Here is a 14,576-nt window from a genome sequence, read left to right on the forward strand (position 1 = left end):
GCATGATCCGCCGCCTCCACGACACCAACGACCTGGTACGCGCGTTCCCGCGCGTGCACTTCGTCGGCATCGGCGGCACCGGTATGAGCGGCATCGCCGAAGTGATGCTGACGCTGGGCTATGAAGTGTCCGGTTCGGACAATGCCGACAACGCCGCGACCCGTCGCCTGGCCGGCCTGGGTGCGCGCGTGATGCGCGGCCACTCGGCGGCCAACGTGCTCGGCACCGATTGCGTGGTCGTCTCCAGCGCGATCCGCGATGACAACCCGGAACTGATGGAAGCGCGCAGCCAGCGCATTCCGATCATGCCGCGCGCGGCGATGCTGGCCGAACTGATGCGCTTCCGCCGCGGCATCGCGGTGGCCGGCACGCACGGCAAGACCACCACCACCAGCCTGACCGCTGCCGTGCTGAGCGAAGGCGGGCTGGACCCGACCTTCGTGATCGGCGGCCAGCTGCTCGCCGCCGGTGCCAACGCCAAGCTCGGCGGTGGCCAGTGGCTGGTGGCCGAAGCCGACGAGAGCGATGGCAGCTTCCTGCGCCTTAACCCGCTGGTCTCGGTGATCACCAACATCGATTCGGACCACCTGGAAAACTACGGCAACGATTTCGCCCGCGTCCAGGCCGCGTTCGCCGAGTTCCTGCAGCGCCTGCCGTTCTACGGGCTGGCGGTGCTGTGCATCGACGATCCGGAAGTGGCCGCATTGGCCGCGCAGACGCCGCGCCATGTCATGAGCTATGGCATGAGCAGCAACGCTGACGTGCGTGCCGAGGACGTGGTCCAGGACGGCCCGCGCATGCATTTCACCCTGCGCCTTCCGGAAGGCAGCAGCCACCCGGTGACGCTGGCCCTGCCGGGCGAGCACAACGTACTCAACGCGCTGGCCGCCGCCGCCGTGGGCTGGCAGCTGGGCGTGGCCCCGGAGGCGATCGCGCGTGCGCTGGAGAGCTTTGCCGGCATCGGCCGCCGCTTCAATGATCTGGGCATCGTCACCACGCACACCGGTGCCAAGGTCCGCGTGATCGACGACTACGGCCACCACCCGCGTGAGCTGGCCGCCGTGTTCGCCGCCGCCCGGGGCGGCTGGCCGAGCCAGCGCCTGGTCGTGGCGTTCCAGCCGCACCGTTACAGCCGTACCCGCGATCAGTTCGATGCCTTCGCCGCGGTGCTGTCCGAAGTGGATGCGCTGGTGCTGAGCGAGGTGTACCCGGCCGGCGAAGCGCCGATCCCGGGCGCCGATTCGCGTTCGCTGGCCCGCGCCATCCGTGCGCGCGGCCGCAGCGAGCCGGTTGTGGTCGGCAACGCTGCCGAACTGGCGCACGTGCTGCCCGATGTCCTGCAGGACGGGGATCTGCTGCTGATGATGGGGGCCGGCGACATCGGCTACATCGCCCAGCAGATCGCCGGCGAAGGCTTCCAGGAGACCCCGGCCGCATGAACGCGCTGACCTTCCCGCCGCTGCGCCTCACCGACCCGGCCATGTTCGGCCGCGTCGGCGTGCTGCTGGGTGGCACCTCCAGCGAGCGCAACGTCTCGCTGGATTCCGGCCGCAATGTGATCGAAGCCCTGCGCGCGCGCGGCGTCGATGCGATCGCGGTCGATGGCATCCCGGCGCTGGCGCTGGCACTGGTCGAGAAGCGCTTCGACCGCGTCTTCAACATCCTCCACGGCCATAACGGCGGTGGCGAAGATGGCATCGTGCAGGGCCTGATGGAAGCCTTCGGCGTGCCCTACACCGGCTCGGACGTGCTCGGCTCGGCGCTGAGCATGGACAAGATCCGCACCAAGCAGGTATGGCTGTCGCACGGCCTGCCGACCCCGCGCTTCATCGCGCTGGACCAGGCCTCCGATGTCCACGCCGCTGCGGCCGAACTCGGCCTGCCGGTGGTGGTCAAGCCGGCCAATGAAGGCTCCAGCGTCGGCATCAGCCGCGTGGTGGAAGGGGCCGGGCTGGACGAGGCGGTCGCGCTGGCGGTGCGTTACGACGGTCAGCTGCTGATGGAGCAGATGGTGGTCGGCGACGAGTTGACCGTGGCGATCCTGGGCGACCAGGCGCTGCCGTCGATCCGCATCGTGCCCAAGGGCCAGTGGTACGACTACAACGCCAAATACATCGCCGAGGACACCCAGTACCTGTGCCCGGGCCTGGAGGGCGAGGATGAAATCGAGATCCGCCGCCTCGCACTGGCCGCGTTCCGCGCCGCCGGTTGCCGTGGCTGGGGCCGGGTGGACGTGATGCGCGACCGCAGCAGCGGCCGCTTCTACCTGCTGGAAGTGAACACCGCGCCGGGCATGACCAGCCATTCGCTGGTGCCCAAGTCGGCCAGCCAGGCCGGAATCGGCTTTGAAGAGCTGGTCTGGCGGGTGCTGGAACAGACCCTGCCGGGTCACGCCGCACAGGAGCACAGCCACGCATGAACGCGGTGCTGCGCATCTTCGTCTGGTTGCTGGCCCTGTCGGTCGTGGCACTGCCCGTGGTGGCGGTGCTCAACGGCTGGGTCGGTGCCGAGCGGTGGCCATTGGCCAAGCTGCGCGTGCACGGTGAGTTCAAGCGGGTGCCGGCCGAGCAGCTGCAGCAGGTGGTGCTGCCGTATGCGAAGTCCGGCTTCTTCGCGGTCAAGCTGCAGGATGCGCAGGACGCCATCGAAACGCTGCCGTGGGTGGAGAGCGCGCAGGTCCGCAAGCAGTGGCCGGACGTGCTGGAAATCACCCTGGTCGAGCACAAACCGTTCGCGCGCTGGGGCCATGACCGCCTGCTCTCCGAGCAGGGCAAGCTGTTCGCCACCCCGAAGAAGCTGCAGGACCTGGAGCTGCCCGACCTGGATGGGCCGGACAGCCAGACCGAAGAAGTGGTGGCGCTCTACAACGATGCGCGCGCGCTGTTCGCGCCGGCCGGGGTGGACGTCAAGCGGGTCACCATGGATGCACGCGGCAGCTGGTCGCTGGTGCTGAGCAACGGCACCGAAGTGGTCGTTGGCCGCGATGATGCCCGCTCGCGCCTGCAGCGGTTCGTACGCGTACTGCCGCAGCTGGCCAATCAAGCGGCGCCGATCGAGCGCGCCGACCTCCGATACACCAATGGTTTCACGCTGAGCTGGGGTACCCCGGCTCCGGCCGCACCGGCCACGCCGGCCAATGTGGCGCACAGGACGCAGGACAGGACATGAATCGCAAGGGTGACAAATCACTGATCGTCGGTCTGGATATCGGCACCTCCAAAGTGGTGGCGCTGGTCGGCGAGTACTCGCCGGGCAATCCGATCGAGGTCATCGGGATCGGCTCGCACGAATCGCGCGGTCTCAAGCGCGGCGTGGTGGTGGATATCGAATCGACCGTGCAGTCCATCCAGCGTGCGGTCGAAGAAGCCGAGCTGATGGCCGGCTGCGAAATCCGCTCGGTGTACGCCTCGATCTCCGGCAACCATGTGCAGTGCAAGAACTCGCCCGGCATCGTGCCGATCCGCGACGGCGAAGTGACCTGGGGTGACCTGGATCGCGTGCTGGATGCGGCCAAGGCGGTGGCGATCCCGGCCGACCAGAAGATCCTGCATGCGATCCCGCGCGAGTACGTGCTGGACGATTCGCAGGAAGGCATCCGCAACCCGGTCGGCATGACCGGCGTGCGCCTGGAAGTGCACGCCCACCTGGTGGTATGCGCACAGTCGGCGGCGGCCAACATCTCCAAGTGCGTGCAGCGCTGCGGTCTGCAGGTCGATGACCTGGTGCTCTCTTCGCTGGCCTCCAGCGTGGCTGTGCTGACCGCCGACGAGCGCGAGCTGGGCGTGGTGCTGGTCGACATGGGCGCCGGCACCACCGACCTGGCGGTGTTCGTGCAGGGTGCGATCTGCCACACCGCCTCGCTGCCGATCGCCGGCGACCACGTCACCAACGACATCGCGCACATGCTGCGCACGCCGACCCCGGAAGCCGAGCAGATCAAGGTGCGCTATGCCTGCGCGCTGGCCCAGCTGGCCACTGCCGAGGAAAGCATCCAGGTGCCCAGCGTCGGCGATCGTCCGCCGCGCCGGATGCCGCGCCACGCACTCGCCCAGGCGGTGCAGGGCCGCTACGAAGAGATCTTCGAGATGGTGCAGGCCGAACTGCGCCGCTCGGGTTTCGAAGAACTGGTGCGCGCCGGCATGGTGCTCACCGGCGGCGCGTCGAAGATGGAAGGCGTGGTCGAACTGGCCGAGGAAATGCTGCAGATGCCGGTGCGCGTGGGTATTCCGCAGCACGTCACCGGGCTGGGCGAAGTGGTGGGCAACCCGGTGCATGCCACCGGCGTGGGCCTGCTGCTGATGGGCAGCCAGATCGAACACCCGCGTCGCCCGTCGCTGCCCACCGGCCGCGCCGGCAGCATGTTCAAGAAACTCAAAACCTGGTTCCGCGGCGAATTCTGATCGCGGACCGCAACACGCAGTACACATGCAATAAGCGATAAGCAGTTCCCGAAAAATCCACACACCGTCCACGCAACACCGCAACAGATCGCATCACGACGTACACAGCAAGCGCATCACCCGGCCACCTGGCCGACCATTGAAGCAGGCAACACCGCCGCGGTTGGCTCTATCCGGCCCGGCATACCAACTACAACTCGCCGGCACGATGGGTGGGGAGGACAGGAGAAGGATTCTCCGAAGCCCCCGTCCCGCGTAAACGGCAACACGAGGACACGGACATGGCGCATTTCGAACTGATTGAAAAGATGGCACCCAATGCGGTGATCAAGGTGATCGGCGTGGGCGGCGGCGGCGGCAACGCCGTGGCGCACATGGTCAGCACCAGTGTGGACGGCGTGGAATTCATCACCGCCAACACCGACTCGCAGGCCATCAAGAATTGTGGTGCCAAGCTGCAGCTGCAGCTGGGTACCAACGTCACCAAGGGCCTGGGCGCAGGCGCGAATCCGGAAGTCGGCCGCCAGGCCGCGCTGGAAGACCGTGAGCGCATCATGGACGCCCTGCAGGGTGCGGATATGGTGTTCATCACCGCCGGCATGGGCGGTGGCACCGGCACCGGTGCAGCCCCGGTCGTGGCCCAGCTGGCCAAGGAGATGGGCATCCTGACCGTGGCCGTGGTCACCAAGCCGTTCCCGTTCGAAGGCCGTCGCCGCATGCAGGTCGCGCTGAAGGGCATCGAAGAGCTGAGCCAGCATTGCGATTCGCTGATCACCATCCCGAACGAAAAGCTGATCACCGTGCTGGGCCGCAACGCCACCATGATCCAGGCCTTCCGTGCCGCCAACGACGTCCTCCAGGGCGCCGTGCAGGGCATCGCCGACCTGATCGTGCGTCCGGGCCTGATCAACGTCGACTTCGCCGACGTGCGTACCGTCATGTCCGAAATGGGCCTGGCGATGATGGGCACCGGCACCGCGCGTGGCGATGACCGCGCCCAGGCCGCTGCCGAAGCCGCCATCCAGAACCCGCTGCTGGACGATGTGAACCTGGCCGGTGCCAACGGCATCCTGGTCAACATCACCGCCGGCGCCGACTTCACGATGGCCGAGTTCGACGAGATCGGCCGCACCATCGACGGCTTCGCCTCCGAAGATGCCACCGTGGTCGTGGGTACCGTGCTGGATCCGGACATGCAGGACGAAGTCCGCGTGACCGTGGTCGCCACCGGCCTGAACCGTGCCGTCACCGCCAAGACCCAGCGTCCGGGCGAGCGCGCACCGATCAAGCTGGTCCGCAATGCCACCACCGGTCAGCCGGAGTTCGGCGAGTTCGACAACGGCGGCGATGCGGTCTCCAAGGCCGTGGGCGGGATGGGCATGGGCATGGGCCTGCGTCGTCCGAGCGCCGACACCGTGGCACCTTCGGCCCCGAGCGCGTCGGGTCCGGCTGCCGCTGAACTGCCGAACGATTACCTGGACATCCCGGCGTTCCTGCGCCGCCAGGCGGACTGAGTACTGCGTGCCGGGGCCTTGTCCTCCCCGGTAAGCATCTCCATGTCCCATGCTGCCGGGCCAGGATCGGCCCGGCAGTCTGACCGCCGTCGTGCATTGCGCACGTCCGGGCAGTGCTGTCCACGCACCACGGTTCACGGAAGGGACAGCGGTAGTGCGTGTTATTCTTGTTTGTCACAGCCGCGCTGACCGCGCGCTTTCTGGTCCTGCCCCACGATGATTCCGCAACGCACCCTCAAGAACACGATCCGCGCCACCGGCGTTGGCCTTCACAGCGGTGACAAGGTCTACATGACCCTGCGCCCGGCCCCGGTCAACCACGGCATCGTCTTCCGTCGCGTCGATCTGGACCCGGTGGTGGAAGTGCCCGCGCGTGCGGATCTGGTCACCGAAGTCACCCTGTGCACCGGCCTGACCTATCACGAGGCCAAGATCCAGACCGTCGAACACCTGATGTCGGCCCTGGCCGGCCTGGGTGTGGACAACATCATCGTGGAACTGTCCTCGGCCGAGCTGCCGATCATGGACGGTTCCTCCGGCCCGTTCGTCTTCCTGCTGCAGTCGGCGGGCATCGCCGAACAGGACGCGCCGAAACGCTTCATGCGCATTCTCAAGACGGTGGAAGTCACCGATGGCGACAAGGTCGCCCGCTTCGAGCCGTACGAAGGCTACAAGCTCGGTTTCACCATCCAGTTCAACCACCCGATGATCCCGGCCAAGCAGTCGCGGGCGGAAATCGAGTTCTCGACCCTGGCCTACACCAAGGAAATCTCGCGCGCCCGGACCTTCGGCTTCATGCGGGATCTGGAGTACATGCGCGAGCGCAACCTGGGCCTGGGCGGTTCGATGGACAACGCCATCGTGCTTGACGAGTTCCGCGTGCTCAACGACGACGGCCTGCGCTACGCCGATGAGTTCGTGCGCCACAAGATCCTCGATGCGATCGGCGATCTGTATCTGGCCGGCGGCCAGGTGCTGGGCGCGTACGAAGGCTTCAAGTCGGGCCACGCGCTCAACAACAAGCTGGTGCGTGCGCTGCTGGCCGATGCCAGTGCCTGGGAGTGGGTCAGCTATGACTCGCCCGCGGCCGCCGCACCGGTCGTCTACGGTCTGCCGGCGTACGCCTGAGTCAGGTGTTGGCGCAAACCATTGATTTAAAAGGAAACGAGACGGCGCCCACGGCGCCGTTTCTGCGTTCAGGGCTGCGCAGGCGCGGAGCGCGGCGTGATCTTGACGTCAATGAACCGTGGGGGTGCGAAGCACACAGATTTGTGAACCTCATCAAGGTTTCTGCCGAATTTAACGTTAATTTAATAAAACACTAACGACTGGCGGCGGTTCCGCCGCTACAGTGCAGACCGGCTCCCAGCCAAAGTTCACGTGATCGTGACGCGGCCGGGAAGGGGCGGGATGCCCCGATGGCTTCACGATTTGGACGAATCCACATCGCGGAGACAGGCCAACGCGTCGCGTAGCCCTTTGTGCGTGGCGGCTGAAACAGCGTGGGGACCATTCCTGTTATCGATCGCTGGGGAGCGTGGGGGAGGGGCAGACGCTGTTTTGACGGTCACCTTGGTGACCTTCAGCCCGATGGACCGGGCCGCGTCGATCAACTGTGCTTCGGCAAGCCGGACCTTGGCGTGCCACACGGGAGATTCGACGAGAAAAACGAGGTGCTCGCCGTTTACATTCGCCAGCCGGCAACGGGTGGCCAGTGCAGGCGGCAAATGGGGGCGCAATTGACGGTCCAGCGCGTCGAGCCACAAGGCACGACGCAGCGGGTTACCGGCTTTGTCCGCCATGACCGCATCCAGCGCCGGCTTCGGCGTGGATGGGGAACGGGCACTGGATTTCGGCTCAGACATGAAAACTCACTGATGGCATTCAAAAAGATCGTAATCAAAACGCGTGAAGGACAGGCCAAGACGCCGCTGGCGCGTTTGCGTTTCTACTTCGAAGATTCCCCCCGGGCCCTGCTGGGCAGTGTGCTGGGGGTGGGCTGCCTGATCGGCTTCGGTGCCGGTATCGGTGGCAGCATGTTCAACGATTCCCGGCTCCACGCCAAGGTCGCACAGCAGGAACGCGAGCTGGCGCAGGCCCAGAAGGACGCTCAGACCCAGGTCAACGCGCTGGCTGCGCGGATGGGCGAGCTGCAGGCGCAGGCCACCCGTCTCAATGCGCTGGGCGAACGCCTCACCCAGATGGGCAAACTGGAAGACGGCGAATTCGACTTCAACGAGACCCCCGGCCTCGGTGAAGGCGAGCCCGGCCCGACCCAGGACATCCCGGTCAGCGCGGTCAACGCCGACTTACAGGTGCTGGAGCAGCGCTTTGCTGCTTCAGGCCGGCAGCTGTCGGTGATGGAATCGCTGATGTTCGATCACCAGCTCGAACAGAACGCCGTGCCCTCGCGCATGCCGATCCGCAACACCTACATCACCTCCAACTTCGGGACCCGCAGCGATCCGTTCGGTCGTGGTGCGGCCACCCACAAGGGCATGGATTTCCACGCCAAGGTCGGTGACCCGGTGATGTCGGTGGCCGACGGCGTGGTCAGCTTCGCCGGTGTGAAGGGCGGCTACGGCAATGTGGTGGATGTGGACCATGGCAACGGCTATGTGACCCGCTATGCGCATAATTCGCGCCTGGTGGTGAAGCCGGGCGATCTGGTCCGGGCCGGGCAGGAAGTGGCCAAGGCCGGTTCCACGGGGCGTTCCACCGGTGCCCACGTGCACTTCGAGGTCTGGGAACGCGGCCAGGTGGTCAATCCGCGCAAGTTCCTCGGTGATGGCGGCAACACCCCGGTCGGCCGCGTTTCGCGGGGCTGATCACGGTAACGAACTTGAACGGGGGTGCTTGAAACGCCGGACCCCCGTCCCAAGCTACAATGGGTGTTGCCATAGACAGGGCGCGGTGCGCCCTGTTTCGTTTGCGGTGCGCGCATCCCCCGGGGAAAGCGCCGCCGTTGGGGCGTCTCATTCCAACCGGTTCCTTCAATGATCAACAGCCTGCTTACCCGCGTCTTCGGCAGTCGTAATGAACGACAGCTGCGCCAGCTCAACCGCATCGTCGCCAAGGTCAATGCGTTGGAGCCGGAAATCGAAAAGCTCTCCGACGAGCAGCTCAAGGCCAAGACCCCGGAATTCAAGCAGCGCATCGCTGACGGTGAAGCCCTGGACAAGGTGCTTCCCGAAGCGTTCGCGGTCTGCCGTGAAGCCAGCCGCCGCGTTCTGGGCATGCGTCATTACGACGTGCAGCTGATCGGCGGCATGGTCCTGCACCTGGGCAAGATCGCGGAAATGCGCACCGGTGAAGGCAAGACCCTGGTCGCCACGCTGCCGGTGTATCTGAACGCGCTGGAAGGCAAGGGCGTCCACGTGGTCACGGTGAACGACTACCTGGCCCGCCGTGACTCGGCGCAGATGGGCAAGCTCTACAACTGGCTGGGCCTGAGCGTGGGCGTGGTCTACCCGGGCATGCCGCACGGTGACAAGCGCGAGGCCTATGCCAGCGACATCACCTACGGCACCAACAACGAATTCGGCTTCGATTACCTGCGCGACAACATGGCGCTGTCCCGTGCGGACCGCTACCAGCGCGGCCTGCATTACGCGATCGTCGACGAAGTCGACTCGATCCTGATCGATGAAGCGCGTACCCCGCTGATCATTTCCGGCCCGGCCGATGATTCCCCGGAGCTGTACATCCGCGTCAACCGCGTCGTCCCGAACCTGATCAAGCAGGAGGCCGAGGAAGGCGAGGGCGACTTCTGGGTGGACGAGAAGGGCAAGCAGGTCCATCTGTCCGAAGCAGGCATGGAGCATGCCGAGGCGCTGCTGGTCGAAGCCGGCATCCTCAATGCCGAGACCGAAGGCCTGTACGCCGCGCAGAACCTGACCGTGGTGCATCACCTCAATGCCGCCCTGCGTGCGCATGCGATCTACCAGCGCGACGTGGATTACATCGTGCGCGACGGTGAAGTGGTGATCGTCGATGAATTCACCGGCCGTACCCTGGCCGGCCGGCGCTGGTCCGATGGCCTGCACCAGGCCGTGGAAGCGAAGGAAGGCGTGCCGGTCCAGCGCGAGAACCAGACGCTGGCCAGCATCACCTTCCAGAACCTGTTCCGCATGTACAAGAAGCTGTCCGGCATGACCGGTACGGCCGATACGGAAGCCTACGAATTCCAGAGCATCTACAACCTGGAAGTGGTGGTGATCCCGACCAACCGCCCGACCATCCGCAAGGACGGTTCGGATCAGGTCTTCCTCAACCGCAACGGCAAGTTCAATGCGGTGCTGGCCGATATCCAGGCCTGCAACGAGCGCGGCCAGCCGGTGCTGGTGGGCACCACCTCGATCGAGACCTCGGAGATGCTGTCCGAGCATCTGACCAAGGCCGGTGTGCACCACGAAGTGCTCAACGCCAAGCAGCATGACCGCGAAGCGACCATCATCGCCAACGCCGGCATGCCGGGCGCAGTGACCATCGCCACCAACATGGCCGGCCGTGGTACCGACATCGTGCTGGGCGGTTCGCTGGAAGCGCAGCTGCACGAGCTGGGCGAAGAGGCGACGCCGGAACAGCGCGCCCAGGTCAAGGCCGAGTGGCAGGTCCGCCATGATGCGGTCAAGGCGGCCGGTGGCCTGCACATCGTCGGCACCGAGCGCCATGAGTCGCGCCGTATCGATAACCAGCTGCGTGGCCGTTCGGGCCGCCAGGGCGATCCGGGTTCGTCCCGTTTCTACCTGTCGCTGGAAGACAACCTGATGCGCATCTTCGCCTCGGACTGGGTCCAGAAGGCGATGCGCATGATGGGCATGAAGGAAGACGACGTCATCGAGGATCGTCTGGTCAGCCGTCAGATCGAAAAGGCGCAGCGCAAGGTCGAGGCGCACAACTTCGATATCCGCAAGAACCTGCTGGACTTCGACGACGTCAACAACGATCAGCGCAAGGTGATCTACAGCCAGCGCGATGAGCTGCTGGACGCCGAGTCGGTGAAGGACAACGTGGATGGCATCCGTGGCGATGTGATCTTCGACGTGGTGGCGCGCTTCGTGCCGCCGAACTCGATCGACGAGCAGTGGGACCTGCAGGGTCTGGAAGCCACGCTGGCGTCGGACTTCGGCATCGACATGTCGGTGACCGAACTGGTGAAGTCGCACGAGGAGCTGGACGCCGAGGGCATCGCCGAAAAGGTGCAGGCCAAGGTCGACGAGCACTTCGCGGCGAAGGAAGCCGGCGTGGGCGACGAGACCATGCGCGCGCTGGAGAAGCACGTGATGCTGACCGTGCTGGACCAGAGCTGGAAGGAGCATCTGGCGCGCATGGATTACCTGCGCCAGGGCATCTACCTGCGTGGTTATGCGCAGAAGCAGCCGAAGCAGGAATACAAGAAGGAAGCCTTCGAACTGTTCTCGGAGATGCTGGAGAACGTGAAGCGCGAAGTGGTGACGTTGCTGGCGCGCGTGCGTATCCGCAGCGAAGAGGAAGTGGCGGCGTTGGAGCAGGCCGAGCGTCAGCAGGCCGAAGCGCGTCTGCTGCAGTCGCAGTTCCAGCATCAGGATGCGGGCGGTTACGGTGCGGACGAAGAGGCTGCGCAGGTGGAAGCGGCGCAGAATGGCGTGGCGCAGGTCAGCCGCGATGAGCCGAAGGTCGGCCGCAACGATCCGTGCCCGTGCGGCAGCGGCAAGAAGTACAAGCACTGCCATGGTCAGCTGAGCTGATCGGTTGATGGGAAGTGCTGAAGAAGCCCCGCCTTGTGCGGGGCTTTTTTGTGGTTCTTTGCCAACGGCGTGGCGCCTCGAATGTCCATGGCGTGAGGCGACCGGGCAGCCCCGTCCAGGACACGCCGTAAATACCTCCTTGTAGGCTCGACACCCGCATCCATGCGGGTGACGGTCCTTCCCGGAGCAGCCCGGTCGCCTCGTGACAGTAGGCTGCGGTAGCGGTGGGTAGATCAAGGACCGCTTTGCGCACTCCCACCACACGCGAGCGCCGTAGCGGCCGGCAGGCTCCTGGGCAAAATCAAGGAGGAGGCCGTCGCCGCCAGGCGGCGGCCGGGGGACATTTGCCGAGGGGCCTGCCGGTCGCTGCGGGGCCCTTACGGTCGCGGCAGACGCGAACGGAGACACATGACGGTCCGCACTGCACCTCGACGACACCCGCGGGGGCATTGCGTCATCGGGTCGGCTTTGGGCATCCTCCGGGTATGTCATCTCCCCTTCGTTCGATCCATGTCGTGGCCGGCGTCATCACCGATGCCCGTGGCCGCATTCTGCTCAACCGTCGTACCGAGAACCGCGATATGGCCGGCCTGTGGGAATTCCCGGGCGGCAAGCGGGAAGCCGGCGAGACCTCCGAGGAGGCGCTGGTGCGGGAGCTGCGCGAGGAGCTGGGGATCGAGGCGGAGATCGGTGAGTGGATCATGGACGTGCCGCAGATCTACCCGGACAAGCGGCTGCGGCTGGAGGTTCGCCGGATCCAGAGCTGGAAGGGCTCGCCGCGGGGCCGCGAGGGACAGGCGATCACCTGGGTGGCGCCGGACAAGCTGCACCGGTATTCGATGCCGCCGGCCGATCTGCCGGTGGTGGCGGCGCTGCGGCAGCCGGATCGGTATCTGATCACGCCGGAGCCGGAGGGTGAGGAGGACAGCGTCCACCAGGCTTGGCTGGGGCGCTTGGCGCAGGCGCTGGAAAGCGGGGTCCGCCGGGTGCAGCTGCGCACGCCGTCCAGCCCGGCGCGGGTGGCGCTGGCCGAGCGGGTGATCCAACAGCACAGGCCGCGCACGCAGTGGCTGGTGAATCGGGATATCGAGCTGGCCGCTCGGTTGGGGGTCGGCGTGCATCTGGGCAGTGAGCAGCTGTTGGGGCTGGATGCGCGGCCGCTGGCCGCCGGTCAGCTGGTGGCGGCGTCCTGCCACGATCTGGCGCAGCTGCAGGCGGCGCAGCGGCTGGGCTGCGATTTCGCCGTGCTGGGGCCGGTGCAGGCGACGGCCAGCCATCCCGGAGCGGCACCGCTGGGATGGGCGGCGTTCGAGGCGCTGCGCGAGCAGGTGTCGTTGCCGCTGTATGCGCTCGGCGGGATGACCCCCGCTGATATCGAGGCGGCGCGCCGCCACGGGGCGCAAGGCATCGCGGCGATCCGGTCGCTGTGGCCGGCTACAGCGTGATCCAGAAGCAGCCGTACTGACGGCGCAGGCCGAATACGGTCCTGGCCGGGGTGGCGGTGCTGCCGAGGGTCTGCTCGATGCGCAGGCCGACCGGGCGGGGTCGCGAGGGGGCCTCCACAGCGCCCGCAGCGGCGAGTGCCGGGTCCAGCATGACAGGCGCGCTTTCCGGGTAGACCGGCGCGATGTCGATCAGCGGGCGCTGCACCACCGATTCCAGCCGACCGATGATGTGGTTCGCCGTCGCGTTGGAGACGTTGCTCCAGAGGTAGATCGAGGACAGCCGGTTGACGTCCTGTGCGCTGACCGCGTCGCGGATCTGCCCGGTCAGTTCACTGAGCCGGCGCGCGCAGCCGGCGCGGTAGATGCCGGTGTTGCCGACGCTCGCGGTGCGCGGGGGCATACGGGAGGTGGCACCCAGTGCATCGCAGCGGCGATCGGTGAAGACGGTTTCGCCCTGGGCAGTGGTGCAGCGGTTCACGCGCTGCGGCGCCTGCGCCAGGGCAGGCGGCGAGGGCAGGCACAGCGCACACAGCAGGAGCCACACGAGCGGTTTCATCGCAGCAGCGTAGCGGCGTGGGCGTTATCTGCAAGCGATGCGTGGCGGCCTCAGCCGCGCAGCAGTTTCAGGACCTGGGTGGTCGGCCTGGCCAGGTTGAGCGTGTAGAAGTGCAGGCCCGGCGCACCGCCGGCGACCAGCCGTTCGCACAGGCTGGCCACCACCTCGGCACCGAACGCGCGGACCGAGTCGGCATCGTCACCGTAGGCCTGCATGCGCTTGCCGATCCAGCGCGGAATCTCGGCACCGCACTGCTCGGAGAAGCGGCGCAGCTGGCTGAAATTGGAGATCGGCATGATGCCCGGCACGATCGGCACGGTGACCCCCAGCTTGCGTACCGCATCGACGAAGTGGAAGTAGGCATCGGCGTTGAAGAAGTACTGGGTGATCGCCGCATCGGCACCGGCGTCGATCTTGGTCTTGAAGTGCTTCAGGTCCAGCAGCGCGTCGTTGGCCTGCGGGTGGGTCTCCGGATACGCGCCCACTTCGATGCGGAACGCATCGCCGTGCTCGGCACGGATGAAGCTGATCAGGTCGGAGGCATACCGCAGGTCACCGGGGTGGCCCATGCCCGAGGGCAGGTCACCGCGCAGGGCGACGATGCGGCGGCAGCCGATCGCGCGGTACAGCTTGAGCAGTTCGCGGATCTCCTCGCGGCTGCCACCGACGCAGGACAGGTGCGGGGCCGCATCGAAGCCATGGTGCTGCTTGAGGTGACGGACGGTCTCGGAGGTGTAGCTGAGCGTAGAGCCGCCGGCACCGAACGTACACGACACATATTCCGGTGCGAACACCTTCAGCTTGGCCGCGGTCCGGTCCAGCTGGGCACGCTGCTCGTCGGTCTTGGGCGGATAGAACTCGAAGCTGATGGCGGTCATGGGTGAGGTGCGTCGGCGGGTGTGGCTCAATCATATCTCTTCATCGCGATGAAT

The 14,576-nt window shown here is 66.3% G+C and carries 12 protein-coding genes; 9 read left to right on the forward strand and 3 right to left on the reverse strand.

The genetic code is table 11. The features are described from left to right. Nucleotides 1-2 precede the first annotated feature (2 nt). From murC to lpxC, 6 genes are all read left to right on the forward strand, one after another. Nucleotides 3-1,439, forward strand: coding sequence for a UDP-N-acetylmuramate--L-alanine ligase (murC, locus tag ACWV8V_RS16700; protein ID WP_121042706.1), 1,437 nt, complete (start codon nucleotides 3-5; stop codon nucleotides 1,437-1,439). Further along, nucleotides 1,436-2,419: a D-alanine--D-alanine ligase gene (locus tag ACWV8V_RS16705; RefSeq protein ID WP_455900255.1), complete on the forward strand. Its 984-nt coding sequence runs from the start codon at nucleotides 1,436-1,438 to the stop codon at nucleotides 2,417-2,419. The genes murC and ACWV8V_RS16705 overlap by 4 nt, the downstream gene beginning before the upstream one ends. Beyond that, complete coding sequence (locus ACWV8V_RS16710; protein WP_259261837.1) at nucleotides 2,416-3,168, forward strand: cell division protein FtsQ/DivIB; 753 nt, start codon at nucleotides 2,416-2,418, stop codon at nucleotides 3,166-3,168. The genes ACWV8V_RS16705 and ACWV8V_RS16710 overlap by 4 nt, the downstream gene beginning before the upstream one ends. Continuing rightward, nucleotides 3,165-4,400, forward strand: a complete 1,236-nt coding sequence (ftsA, locus tag ACWV8V_RS16715; protein ID WP_017355446.1) for a cell division protein FtsA — start codon at nucleotides 3,165-3,167, stop codon at nucleotides 4,398-4,400. Before ACWV8V_RS16710 ends, ftsA begins: the two co-directional genes overlap by 4 nt. A 281-nt stretch (nucleotides 4,401-4,681) precedes the next feature. After that, on the forward strand, nucleotides 4,682-5,914 hold the full coding sequence (ftsZ, locus tag ACWV8V_RS16720) for a cell division protein FtsZ (protein WP_019182482.1): 1,233 nt from the start codon (nucleotides 4,682-4,684) through the stop codon (nucleotides 5,912-5,914). Between the two features lie 216 nt (nucleotides 5,915-6,130). Continuing rightward, on the forward strand, nucleotides 6,131-7,042 hold the full coding sequence (lpxC, locus tag ACWV8V_RS16725; RefSeq protein WP_259261838.1) for a UDP-3-O-acyl-N-acetylglucosamine deacetylase: 912 nt from the start codon (nucleotides 6,131-6,133) through the stop codon (nucleotides 7,040-7,042). A gap of 296 nt (nucleotides 7,043-7,338) precedes the next feature. On the opposite strand, the gene ACWV8V_RS16730 is transcribed toward lpxC, so the two are convergent. Next, nucleotides 7,339-7,779 carry a DUF721 domain-containing protein gene (locus tag ACWV8V_RS16730; RefSeq protein WP_026069663.1) on the reverse strand — a complete coding sequence of 147 codons (441 nt, stop codon included), beginning with the start codon at nucleotides 7,777-7,779 and terminating at the stop codon, nucleotides 7,339-7,341. Between the two features lie 12 nt (nucleotides 7,780-7,791). On the opposite strand from ACWV8V_RS16730, the gene ACWV8V_RS16735 reads away from it, so the two are divergent. The 3 genes from ACWV8V_RS16735 (at nucleotide 7,792) to ACWV8V_RS16745 (ending at nucleotide 13,088) form a co-directional block, all read left to right on the forward strand. Beyond that, complete coding sequence (locus ACWV8V_RS16735; RefSeq protein ID WP_019182479.1) at nucleotides 7,792-8,742, forward strand: M23 family metallopeptidase; 951 nt, start codon at nucleotides 7,792-7,794, stop codon at nucleotides 8,740-8,742. Between the two features lie 168 nt (nucleotides 8,743-8,910). Next, nucleotides 8,911-11,643: a preprotein translocase subunit SecA gene (gene secA, locus ACWV8V_RS16740; protein ID WP_259261840.1), complete on the forward strand. Its 2,733-nt coding sequence runs from the start codon at nucleotides 8,911-8,913 to the stop codon at nucleotides 11,641-11,643. Nucleotides 11,644-12,128: 485 nt separating this feature from the next. Next, a complete protein-coding gene (locus tag ACWV8V_RS16745; RefSeq protein WP_455900256.1) occupies nucleotides 12,129-13,088 on the forward strand; it encodes a Nudix family hydrolase in 960 nt (319 codons plus the stop codon). Here ACWV8V_RS16745 and ACWV8V_RS16750 read toward each other — a convergent pair. Together ACWV8V_RS16750 and metF are read right to left on the reverse strand one after the other, a co-directional pair. Further along, the gene (locus tag ACWV8V_RS16750; protein ID WP_259261842.1) at nucleotides 13,078-13,644 is read right to left on the reverse strand and encodes a hypothetical protein; all 567 of its coding nucleotides are present in this window, start codon (nucleotides 13,642-13,644) and stop codon (nucleotides 13,078-13,080) included. The two genes, ACWV8V_RS16745 and ACWV8V_RS16750, sit on opposite strands and share 11 nt — an antisense overlap. A 50-nt stretch (nucleotides 13,645-13,694) precedes the next feature. Further along, nucleotides 13,695-14,522: a methylenetetrahydrofolate reductase [NAD(P)H] gene (gene metF, locus ACWV8V_RS16755; protein WP_259261843.1), complete on the reverse strand. Its 828-nt coding sequence runs from the start codon at nucleotides 14,520-14,522 to the stop codon at nucleotides 13,695-13,697. Between the last annotated feature and the right edge of the window lie 54 nt (nucleotides 14,523-14,576).

The organism is Stenotrophomonas sp. Ker107b, from assembly GCF_053847245.1.

Coding starts and splice junctions, on each gene's coding strand:
- ACWV8V_RS16705 (WP_455900255.1), top strand. CDS start 1,436: ATGAACGCGCTGACCTTCCCGCCGCTGCGCCTCACCGACCCGGCCATG.
- ftsZ (WP_019182482.1), top strand. CDS start 4,682: ATGGCGCATTTCGAACTGATTGAAAAGATGGCACCCAATGCGGTGATC.
- lpxC (WP_259261838.1), top strand. CDS start 6,131: ATGATTCCGCAACGCACCCTCAAGAACACGATCCGCGCCACCGGCGTT.
- ACWV8V_RS16750 (WP_259261842.1), bottom strand. CDS start 13,644: ATGAAACCGCTCGTGTGGCTCCTGCTGTGTGCGCTGTGCCTGCCCTCG.
- ACWV8V_RS16710 (WP_259261837.1), top strand. CDS start 2,416: ATGAACGCGGTGCTGCGCATCTTCGTCTGGTTGCTGGCCCTGTCGGTC.
- ACWV8V_RS16745 (WP_455900256.1), top strand. CDS start 12,129: ATGTCATCTCCCCTTCGTTCGATCCATGTCGTGGCCGGCGTCATCACC.
- secA (WP_259261840.1), top strand. CDS start 8,911: ATGATCAACAGCCTGCTTACCCGCGTCTTCGGCAGTCGTAATGAACGA.
- ftsA (WP_017355446.1), top strand. CDS start 3,165: ATGAATCGCAAGGGTGACAAATCACTGATCGTCGGTCTGGATATCGGC.
- ACWV8V_RS16735 (WP_019182479.1), top strand. CDS start 7,792: ATGGCATTCAAAAAGATCGTAATCAAAACGCGTGAAGGACAGGCCAAG.
- ACWV8V_RS16730 (WP_026069663.1), bottom strand. CDS start 7,779: ATGTCTGAGCCGAAATCCAGTGCCCGTTCCCCATCCACGCCGAAGCCG.
- murC (WP_121042706.1), top strand. CDS start 3: ATGATCCGCCGCCTCCACGACACCAACGACCTGGTACGCGCGTTCCCG.
- metF (WP_259261843.1), bottom strand. CDS start 14,522: ATGACCGCCATCAGCTTCGAGTTCTATCCGCCCAAGACCGACGAGCAG.